This window comes from Shigella sp. FC1567 (assembly GCF_001743015.1).
Lineage (GTDB): Bacteria > Pseudomonadota > Gammaproteobacteria > Enterobacterales > Enterobacteriaceae > Escherichia > Escherichia coli.
The window spans coordinates 1-212 of the sequence record NZ_MIIV01000487.1 but is presented as its reverse complement, the minus strand read 5'-3'; the positions used below and the strand labels follow the sequence as shown (position 1 = coordinate 212).

At 38.2% G+C, this 212-nt stretch carries 1 pseudogene; it reads left to right on the top strand.

From position 1 onward, the window contains the following. Nucleotides 1–113: 113 nt before the first annotated feature. Nucleotides 114–212 (top strand): annotated as a pseudogene (locus tag BHE85_RS20365) (class I SAM-dependent methyltransferase); the annotation flags it as partial.

Genomic DNA, 212 nt, shown 5'->3' with positions numbered 1-212 from the left:
TAGCGGAGCAGGAAGGACATCTGATGGAAATGGAAGCCACGCAAGCACCTTAAAATCACCATCATACACTAAATCAGTAAGTTGGCAGCATTACCCACAAATAAAACTATAACATGGTGAAATTAATGAAAAAAAACACAGATGATGGGGCTAAAATTTACACACCAATTACCCTAAAGCTTTATGACTGGTGGGTTTTGGGAGTATCAAAT